Origin of the sequence: Sulfuricurvum sp. RIFOXYD12_FULL_44_77 (assembly GCF_001830725.1) — a bacterium.
Classification (GTDB): domain Bacteria; phylum Campylobacterota; class Campylobacteria; order Campylobacterales; family Sulfurimonadaceae; genus Sulfuricurvum; species Sulfuricurvum kujiense_A.
The window spans coordinates 1-9,778 of the sequence record NZ_MIBU01000243.1; the positions used below are offsets into that span (position 1 = coordinate 1).

The following is a 9,778-nucleotide window of genomic DNA, read 5'->3' on the forward strand; positions in this document are numbered from 1 at the left end:
GATAATGCGTTCCCTTATACTTGCTGTCGTCCTTTTAGGATTGAGCGGATGCAGTGTCGCCAGTAAAAAAGAGACGCTTACTCCGGAAATGCAGCTCAAGGAGTTGGATAACAATATTACTCAAATTCAACGCTCCGAGCCGGCAATGCAAATCGTCGAAGTCAATGCCGATAATTTTAATATTGAACCTCAAATTATTCCCGATAAAGAGATCATCAAACGGGCTAAAATAATGGGTGCGGAACTCAGCGATGTCATTGCGTTACTGACTGAAGCGACGAATGAGAATATTATTTTCCAACTTCAGGCTGAGTCCGTAAACTCCAATAGATATAACAACACTGCAGTAGGAAGTACAAATACTAATAATGCATACTCAGGGAAAAATGATTATCTACTTTCCGAGACTAACATTAACCTTTCTGCTTCCAACATCTCTTTCGGAAAGGTACTTCAAAAAACCGTTGGTGATAAACTCAGCATTCTTTATAATGATGATACCTTTTATCTAGGAAATATGCGAACTGTAACGCTTAAAATTCCTTCCGTAAACGGCCTTCCTGAAATCCTTAAATCAAGTATCTCATCTATGGGTGCAAGCAATGTCACCACAGATGCCATCACCTCTTCGGTCAGTTTTTCAGCACGTGAAAAAGAGTACGGCGATATTATGAAATATCTTGAAATACTTCGTAACAATCTCTATGTTATCGAGTATGAAATTTCAATTTACGATGTCGAGCTCAAAGACAATTATGCCCTTGGAATAGATTGGAGTCTTGTCCCTACACTCGCACAAAACGGTATCGGTTTTGTCGCTTCTGCCGCGGCAGGACTAGGCTCAGCCGGCACATCTGCCGCTCCGCTTACTTTTGGGATGATCTTGAAAAATGATAACTACAACGGAAAAGCTCTCGTTAATGCTCTGGAAAATTTTGGAAAAGTTGAAAGTGTCCAACGACCAAAACTTTTGGGGCTTGCCGGAACCAACGTGAAGCTGACCGACGGTATCGAAGCACCTTACATCAGCGGTATTCAAAATACCTCTGTCGGTAATGGAACTTCTCAGGTTTCTACCACCAGCGCAATGGCACTCAGCGGCTTAGAGATCAACCTTAAATCCAATATGCTTGATGGAACCGTTATCACCGATATCGGTCTCAAAATCAATGATATCGTAGGATATACCTCATTTGAAGTTAATGGAAATAAATTTTCTCAACCTCAAACTGTCACTAAAGCTATCAATAACACCATGCGTGTTCAGCCGGGTGTTCCTATCGTCATCTCCGGTCTTTTCCGCAACAAAAGCGATAAAGGATGGAGCGGGCTTCCGGGTCTGGGTGATAGCGCAGCAGGTGTAGTGGGCGGAGCTCGTCACACTTCCAGTACAAAAAGCGAGATGGTTATCGTTGTTACCCCTCGTGTAATCAAGTATGTGATGAAATAATCATGGCAATTTTTACAGCTGGATCTCTTAACTTTAACAGTGATATAGACAATATCCGCACGCAGGTATATCGCCTCGCACGCAGTGATCTTGACTCTGCTGCCGTTAAAGTCTCGTTAAGAAAACACTCAGATGGAATTAATTACGTCGCATTTCTTCCTAGAGAGAAACTTGACTATGAAAATATTCTCGTTCTTGCTTCCAAAAATCAAGGCAAAAGCGTCATTATTTTTGAGCTCGATTATAAAAACGTCGGAGTAGTACTCGAAGATGACAAAATCATCGACTACATTCTTGACAAACCCGAAGAATTTGCGACAGAACGAGGTTATGGAACTCTTTATGCTGACAATACCAAAGGGGACAAACTCGTCTCGCTCAATCTTGATAAGGAGCGTAGAGAAACGCGGATCGGCAGCTTTTTGATTGCTTGTACCGTCGTTGTCACCTCGGGAATTTTGTATGCGGGATATGGCTATTTAAATGCGACCGAGATCAATCTTACTAATAGGGATGCACTCGTTAAAGAGTATAAACAGTTGGTGAGTGAAAATTGCCAGACATCGTTTGCTATGACCAAAAAAGTGGACATCGTCCGCGAACTGGAGAAAATTGAGGAGATGACAAAATCTACGGAGTCCACCCTTCAGCAGATAAGCTATCGTGATGATAGCTTATGTGCTGAGGTGGTGACACCAAACCTCAACGCTTTTGTCAGGTTGTTACCACCAGAAGCAGAAATTATAAAGGAAGACGTTGCTCAGGGCATCGTGCAGTATTGTAATGAAAAAATATAGTCTTGTTGGTCTCTTTGTTGTTATTTTAGTAACAATCTTAGTCGCAACATACTTCTATTTTCTCGATATTGTCTACGAGAACAAAACGGTAGCCGAAGAGGTGAAGACCTTTAGTGCTTTAAAAACTGCCGTTGAGCAGCCAGTTGCTGTGTATGCAGAAGGTGATGTTCTGCGTACTAAAAATGATCAATACGAAGCAATGATTCAAGAATTGGATATGAATGCTGAAGTAAAGATCGACAAACGAAAATTAATTATCCAAGGAGGCATTCATGACACCTATTCATACTTACTATTGAAACGGCTCTTGGATGTTGTCAAAAACGATGACGTTGAATTAGTCAGCAGCTGTATAGGACAAGGGTGCACAGGGGATGAATTTGGATTTTCTATCGTCATCCATCCTTATGTGTTAAAGCTTCCAAATTAAAAAAACCGATCGAGCGGGCAAAGAACTGCAGATCAAAAAAAAGGATACACAATGAAACAGTACACAGGAATGAGAAAAGGTATCTCTCTCGTAGAGATGATTATTGCGATTATTTTATTCGCAGCTTTGGCGACTATCGGTCTTAAATATAGCAAAAACTATATCAATACCGATCTTCAAGCGATGAAAGCACGTGTTGCAGCGGCAATGGAGCAGGGAAGACAACTCTCAGATGCGTATAAAATCTATACTGTCGAATACGGTGATTTAAATCAAACATCAGACTTGAACTCTACTGCATCTATGGTTATGACAAACCTTCCAGTTCCGGTAAGTGAAATTACCACAAATACAATTTGGGATTACAATTCTTCAATCTCAACTACGTATACTAAAAAAGCGTTCACAATTCCTGTTGATGCAAACGATTCATTAACATCAGATGAGCAGTATTGTAAACTATGGAACCGTGACTTTAACACCTCTATCACAGAACTCAACGTCAGTGCCGGTGAAAATATGGGAACAGTCGATGGCTATCTTGCAGCTGGAATTATGAATTTCTGTGCAGGTACAACTGGAACTTACACTATTTTTGTTACATTGCCATAATCGATTAACTTTTTCATGTCATGAATCTATTCTCCCACCTTTAGTGTGGGAGAGATTCAAACTGCTTTTTCTTCCTTTTAAAATCTCATACTCTTATAATTGCCAAATTGGACTGCTTTTTGCTACTAAATTAAAGATTCCCATCATAAAACCGATTTTGCAGTTTGAAACTCAAAGTCACGCAACATAAAGGATGCACAATGGCACATACCACAAGAATGAGAAAAGGTATCTCTCTCGTAGAGATGATTATTGCGATTATTTTATTCGCAGCTTTGGCGACTATCGGTCTTAAATACAGTAAAAACTATCTTAGTACTGAACTTCAGGCGATGAAAGCACGTGTTGCTGCGGCAATGGAGCAAGGAAAACAACTCTCCGATGCGTATAAAATCTATACTGTCGAATACGGTGATTTAAATCAAACATCAGATTTAAATGCTACTGCTACACGCATTATGACAAGTCTTCCGATTCCAATCACTGAAATTACCAATGATACCGGATGGGAATATAATTCCTCTATCTCAACGACATATACCAAAAAAGCGTTCACGATTGCTGTTGATGCAAACCAATCAGCAACTTCGGATGAGCAGTATTGTAAATTGTGGAACCGTGACTTTAACACCTCTATCACAGAACTCAACGTCAGTGCCGGTGAGAATATGGGAACAGTCGATGGCTATCTTGCTGCAGGTATTTTAAACTTCTGCGCCGGAACTGCTGGAACTTACACTATTTTTGTTACCTTACCGTAACTATTTTCACTATCCACTCTCTGTCATGAATCCTTTCTTGCCCATTGCGGCAAGAGCTTCCATTCACCTTTATTTCAAAACATTAAACTTTTTTTATTTATAGCCGATATCGTACAATACCGTGTTATAAAAGGAGTTTGACATGAAAAAGCCCTACCAAGGAATGAGAAAGGGTATCTCTTTAGTTGAGATGACGATTGCCGTCATTTTATTCGGCGTGTTAGCGACGATAGCCATGCTTTATTATAAAAGTCTATTTAACATCGATTTGACTGCTAAAAAAGCGCGCGTCGCGGCATTAATGGATCAAGCATATCAACTCTCAGGTGCTTACGATGTTTATTTAGCGCAAATGGGAGTTTCTCCGACTGATGCCAATTTGAGTGATTTCAATGCTTCTAACGTAATGATTCTTAGAAGTCTTCCACGTGATATTAGCGAAATGACATCTATTGGGTGGGAATTAAACACTTCAATTGTAAATGGCCGACCAGGATTTACGTTCCCAATTGATCTCAATGGAACTAGCTATACAACTTTAAAAGATGATGATGTTTATTGTGCTATTTTCAATCATGAACTTAATAATAGTATAGAGTATAATGCGACGAACAATAGTGATTTTGGAAGTCTTTCAGCCAATGCCGCTTTATATGATGAATTCTGTTATACAGATGTATCAAATAAACATTGGATCGTCATTCTTAAATAAGGTATCATTTGTATTCAAAAGCTTTTACACTGATTGAACTGGCTATTACCATCTTCCTAGCAGGTTTGCTAGGAAGTCTTGGATATTTTTATTTCAATACTTTTACCGTAAAAAAGTTGCAATATAAAACTACAATTCAATCACACATCAATTTGATAGAATCAATGGTTTTTCAGTGTAAAAGCCTCTCAGAACAGTTTCCAAAAGAGCTCAATACCTCCACAGATGCATCTAATTCACTTTTAACTGAACTCGAATGCAATACAACAATGCCTTATCCCTTAAATGGCGGAAGAAATGGTTTCGTCCCCGTTCCACCAAGCGGGTTTACCCCCTACAGGGCAACTGAAACAGGAAGTGAATTCTACGTTATCACAACTGCAGAAAACAATTCTACTCAACACGAAGCTCTACAGAAACTTATCGTTAATTACACTTCTCAACAAGCGACATTGGAATCAAACGCCACCTCTACAACCTTCAAATTTTACCTATCACGCTGATTATTGACTTTTTGTGTTATAATTAAACCAAAAAGTACCTAATGAACATCAAGAAGATACTAACGCCAAAACAGCTTGAAGTATGCCAAAAAGAGCAATACTATTTTCAGCAAATCGGCATAAAAAAACATCTTCTCGATATTGCACTTTCCCATCACTTTATCCAAAAAAAAGAGTCTTCTAAAACGTATAACCTTGAACTCATGAAAGAGTATGAGATGGTCATTGCCGAAGAGCGCGATGATCTCCTTAAAATTTTACGTAAAGAACTTTTGGGCGAAAAGCGTCTTGCCGAACTCAGCCAAAAAGTACACAAAAAAGTTGAACAAAAAAATATCCCCGTACGGGAATTTCAGCAAAAATATACGGCACTTCTTCGTGTTGATCCTGAAAGTATTGAACGTAAAATCAAGCAGTTCAATGCCATGGATGACGGTGAAGATGAAGTTATCGATATTTTTGAAATGCTCCTCGAATACGGCATTCAGCGTTCTGCCAGTGATATTCATATCAATGCCTACGAATCGTTTTACTGGCTTCGCTATCGAATTGACGGAAAAATCGTAGCTCGCTACCTTCTCAATCATGAACTCGCGGGACGCTTTGCCCTGATTATAAAAGAGCGCTGTAATATCGATATGATTAATGTTTATGCACCACAGGGGGGAAGTTTTTCACGTGAATACGAAAATCGCACCATCGATTTTCGTATCGAGATTGCCCCCTCCCAGTATGGAGAAAATATCGTATTACGTATTTTAGACAAATCCACTAATATTAAATCTCTCAATTCACTCTTTCCAAAAAGCCACCCGATGTCAGAGCACGTGCACCATTTCGTCAACCAATCGAGCGGCTTCTTTCTCGTTGTAGGTCCTACCGGAAGCGGAAAGACAACAACCCTTAATGCAATTTTAAACCAGCGTGACCGACTCCATGAGATTATCTACACCATTGAAGACCCGATCGAATACAAAATCGATTTCGTTACCCAGTATCAGATTAATGATGCCAGTGGTTTTACATTCGCCGAAGGGATGAAATCGATTATGCGTCAAGATCCTGACGTCATCGTTATCGGGGAAATGCGTGATCGTGAATCGATCCTCACGGGACTCAAAGCCGCGCACAGTGGGCATATGGTTTTCTCAACACTGCATACCCCAAACAGTTTCATGGCGATGGAGCGTATCCGTGATGAGGGGGGCGATCTTTTTATCCTTGCCTATTCACTCAGCGGTGTCGTCGCACAGCGCCTTATTCCAAAGCTTTGTACCTGCAAACAGCCATGTAGCGTCGAAGATGGAAAAACATTTTTCGCAACAGAAAATCATGGCTTTGAAAAAGGAGGATGTATACGGTGTAATTTTACCGGCTACAGCGGACGAGCATTACTCATGGATATGGTATTCATCCCAGGAGACATGAAAGTACGTTATCAATTTTACCTTGCCCTTAAAAATAGTACGGTTTTCAAAGCGTGGGAGCATTTCATCACGTTTAGCTATTTTCAGTCAGCCGCTTATCTGTTTGAAATGGGATTGTGTGATTATGAAACGCTTTCCAGTGAATTGTTGTCATTAGGATACGTCCATGAAACCTGATATCCTAACCCTCTTAAAAACCCTTCAGCTATCATTGGAAAACGGTAAAAGTCTCACCAACGCATTAACATTGCTACAAAACACAACGGAAAATAAAGATGAACGTACTGCCTATGAAAATATTACCCGCTCCATACAAGAGGGTGCCTCTTTTTCAAAAGCAGTAGAACGATATGTCTCGCCCTCCCCCGATATTATTCAGTTTGTAGCTATGGCGGAAAAAGGGGGATCGTTTGTTAAAACTCTAAAATCGGTCGTAAATTATCTAGAGATCAAAAATAAATTTCACCAAGAATCAAATGACAAAATAGCCCTCCCTTTAATCTATTTCTCATTGACCGCCATTATTATCATTTTTGTCCGTTTTTTTGCTGTCCCTTTTCATTTATCCGAAGCCAAAACGTATGATCCTAAGATTTATGAAGTTATCGTGGAGCATTTAAATATGGCTGAAGTGTTAAGCAATGTTCTTTTTGGCGGACTTCTTCTCTTTTCGTTCTATTTTTTTGTTGTGATGATAGCCCTCTTTAGCTATACAGAAGTAATACAAGGATTAGCTAAACGAGCGGCTTCTCATCTTCCTATGGCTTCAAAAATTATTGAGTATTTTGAAAAATTCATATTGCTGAGCTTGCTCAGTGAAATGTTAAAAAATGGGGTTTCCTTAAAAATTGCCTTTCAAACTGCTGCAAACAGCACCCTCGTACCCCATATAGCAAGACAGTTTGAAGGTATTTTATCCCAAGTGAGCCGAGGTGAAAAGAACTTCTGGATTATCCCGTTTTTCGAAAATATTGAACAGCAATTACTCGCCGGAGCAGGCAACGTCGCGCAATTGAGTGATATGTTAGGACAATTTGCAGACCGAGCACGATTGAATGCTCTCACCATGGCAACCAAGTTTTTTCGTATCATCACGATAATGGCTATCTTATTGTTAGCCTTTGCTGTATTCGTCGAGTTTTTTACCATTGTCTTGACTCAAGTTTTGATACAACAAGAGGTTATCAACCAAGCAGGACGAGCGTAATGAGAAAAGGATTTATGCTAGTAGAGGTCATGGTCGCTATCATAATGGCTGGAATTCTTGCCGCTGTTCTTGCGACAATGGGCTATTATACCCTTATACAAGGCAACACCCTCAAACAACAAAACAGTAAAACAATGATTGAAGTCATCCGGAGCCGTTTGCTCAACGCCGCAGCAAATCCGGATAATGACTCTTATTTTGAACTGCTTAAAGAGGTAAATTCTACGGTTCCGGTAGTCATAGGTTTAGGAAAAGATGCATGGGGAAGAAATATTTTCTATGCTACGTATGATTACGGTACCGATAACAATAACTCAACCTATGCCAATACAAAAGTCCAAATATCTCCTAACCTCAATGTGTTAGGTCGTCTTATCAGCCGAGGAGAAGACGGTATATTAGATACGGATGAAAATGACTCAATAGCACAAAACGATGACATTATGCTCGAAATTGGAATTGGTGAAACCAACCACTTAAAACTCTATAACGGCTCGGAAGTTGCCACCCAAACACGCGGTTATAACAGTGCAATCGTGGCACTTTCTACGGACCCACTTCCAACTTCACCTATTAATGGAACCATCTTATTTCTACGTGATACTAACGTAACAAAAATTTATGACATCAATACCACCAGTTGGATACAAATTTCTCCCTAACCATTAAACCTTTTAGTATATTTTCCGATATAGTTTATAACAGCAAGGACGCTGAACTAACTTAAGAGCAAAATGCTCTTGCGATAAAAGGATTTATCATGGGTTTCAGAATTAACACCAATATTAGTGCAATGAATGCACATACAAACGCAACTATGAATAACCGTAGTTTGGACGATTCCCTCTCTAAACTCAGTTCGGGTCTTCGTATTAACAAAGCGGCAGACGATGCTTCTGGAATGGCAATTGCCGATTCACTCCGTTCTCAAGCCAACTCGCTCGGTCAAGCAATTTCAAATGCCAATGATGCGGTAGGAATTGTACAAACTGCCGATAAAGCGATGGATGAGCAGGTAAAAATCCTCGATACCATCAAAACCAAAGCGATTCAATCTGCTTCTGACTCTCAAACGGCATCATCTCGCGAAGCGATTCAAAAAGATATTAACCGTCTTATCGAGCAATTGGACAATATTGCTAAAACAACTACCTTTAACGGTCAAACACTGTTGTCAGGTACTTTCTCTAACAAAGAGTTCCAAGTTGGAGCATATAGCAACCAATCAATCAAAACTTCTATCGCTAATACCCAAAGTCTTGCAGTCGGTGCGATCTCTCAACGTCAAGATATTTCTCAATTAGGAAATACTTTTGCAGTTGCAGCAGGTGCAACCAATGTCCTTGGAGCAACTACTCTTTCAGTAGCAGCACTCTCAACTGCAACCGGATTAGCAGTCGGTGATACCATCCGTATTGATGGTGTTGGAAATGTCAAGCTGACCGGTTTGGATATTGCTACTCAAACAATTAAAATTGATACGGCATTAGCTAAGTCTATTACAGCAGGGGCAACCATTTCAATCGTTGCCAATGCAGCAGAAGATATTTCTAAAATAAATGTAGCATCATTGTCATTAGCCATACTTAGTACAAGTGATATAACAGGGTTTGCTGTAGGAGATACAATTCTTATATCGAATTCATTGGCATCAGTAACAAGAACCATTACTGGTATCAGTCAGTCACTGGGGCAAATTACAATATCGGCAGCTTCTGGACTTGCCGCAGGTACATATACCGCAGCGTTAAATACACGTTCAACTATGGGTACCGCATATGCAGGAGCCGATTATCAACAGTATACCGTTGAGGGTGTTAAGCTCGAAGGTGTTCAAATGACCGATAGCAGCGGTAACGGTGTTGCACAAACCGGTCTT

Annotated in this window: 11 protein-coding genes; all 11 read left to right on the forward strand. The window is 40.0% G+C overall.

The genetic code is table 11. From position 1 onward, the window contains the following. Positions 1-1,450 (forward strand): hypothetical protein (locus A2517_RS08620; RefSeq protein ID WP_294896109.1); only part of this gene is annotated, 1,450 nt, incomplete at its 5' end. 2 nt (positions 1,451-1,452) lie between these two features. After that, positions 1,453-2,247 carry a hypothetical protein gene (locus tag A2517_RS08625; RefSeq protein ID WP_294896111.1) on the forward strand — a complete coding sequence of 265 codons (795 nt, stop codon included), beginning with the start codon at positions 1,453-1,455 and terminating at the stop codon, positions 2,245-2,247. Further along, positions 2,234-2,677 (forward strand): hypothetical protein, encoded by a 444-nt coding sequence (locus A2517_RS08630; protein ID WP_294896113.1) that lies wholly within the window; start codon positions 2,234-2,236, stop codon positions 2,675-2,677. The genes A2517_RS08625 and A2517_RS08630 overlap by 14 nt, the downstream gene beginning before the upstream one ends. A 51-nt stretch (positions 2,678-2,728) precedes the next feature. Beyond that, entirely contained in the window at positions 2,729-3,289 is a 561-nt protein-coding gene (locus tag A2517_RS08635; RefSeq protein ID WP_294896115.1) for a hypothetical protein, read from the forward strand. 200 nt (positions 3,290-3,489) lie between these two features. Then, entirely contained in the window at positions 3,490-4,050 is a 561-nt protein-coding gene (locus A2517_RS08640) for a prepilin-type cleavage/methylation domain-containing protein (protein ID WP_294896116.1), read from the forward strand. Between the two features lie 142 nt (positions 4,051-4,192). Continuing rightward, on the forward strand, positions 4,193-4,762 hold the full coding sequence (locus tag A2517_RS08645) for a type II secretion system protein (RefSeq protein ID WP_294896118.1): 570 nt from the start codon (positions 4,193-4,195) through the stop codon (positions 4,760-4,762). Positions 4,763-4,770: 8 nt separating this feature from the next. Beyond that, positions 4,771-5,265 (forward strand): Tfp pilus assembly protein FimT/FimU, encoded by a 495-nt coding sequence (locus tag A2517_RS08650; RefSeq protein ID WP_294896120.1) that lies wholly within the window; start codon positions 4,771-4,773, stop codon positions 5,263-5,265. A gap of 41 nt (positions 5,266-5,306) precedes the next feature. Beyond that, the gene (locus A2517_RS08655; RefSeq protein ID WP_294896122.1) at positions 5,307-6,869 is read left to right on the forward strand and encodes a GspE/PulE family protein; all 1,563 of its coding nucleotides are present in this window, start codon (positions 5,307-5,309) and stop codon (positions 6,867-6,869) included. Then, positions 6,859-7,899: a type II secretion system F family protein gene (locus A2517_RS08660; protein WP_294896124.1), complete on the forward strand. Its 1,041-nt coding sequence runs from the start codon at positions 6,859-6,861 to the stop codon at positions 7,897-7,899. Before A2517_RS08655 ends, A2517_RS08660 begins: the two co-directional genes overlap by 11 nt. A 14-nt stretch (positions 7,900-7,913) precedes the next feature. Further along, entirely contained in the window at positions 7,914-8,561 is a 648-nt protein-coding gene (locus A2517_RS08665) for a hypothetical protein (protein ID WP_294896126.1), read from the forward strand. A gap of 98 nt (positions 8,562-8,659) precedes the next feature. Next, on the forward strand, positions 8,660-9,778 hold a 1,119-nt coding region (locus A2517_RS08670; RefSeq protein ID WP_294896127.1), incomplete at its 3' end, for a flagellin B.

Coding starts and splice junctions, on each gene's coding strand:
- A2517_RS08625 (WP_294896111.1), top strand. CDS start 1,453: ATGGCAATTTTTACAGCTGGATCTCTTAACTTTAACAGTGATATAGAC.
- A2517_RS08630 (WP_294896113.1), top strand. CDS start 2,234: ATGAAAAAATATAGTCTTGTTGGTCTCTTTGTTGTTATTTTAGTAACA.
- A2517_RS08635 (WP_294896115.1), top strand. CDS start 2,729: ATGAAACAGTACACAGGAATGAGAAAAGGTATCTCTCTCGTAGAGATG.
- A2517_RS08640 (WP_294896116.1), top strand. CDS start 3,490: ATGGCACATACCACAAGAATGAGAAAAGGTATCTCTCTCGTAGAGATG.
- A2517_RS08645 (WP_294896118.1), top strand. CDS start 4,193: ATGAAAAAGCCCTACCAAGGAATGAGAAAGGGTATCTCTTTAGTTGAG.
- A2517_RS08655 (WP_294896122.1), top strand. CDS start 5,307: ATGAACATCAAGAAGATACTAACGCCAAAACAGCTTGAAGTATGCCAA.
- A2517_RS08660 (WP_294896124.1), top strand. CDS start 6,859: ATGAAACCTGATATCCTAACCCTCTTAAAAACCCTTCAGCTATCATTG.
- A2517_RS08665 (WP_294896126.1), top strand. CDS start 7,914: ATGCTAGTAGAGGTCATGGTCGCTATCATAATGGCTGGAATTCTTGCC.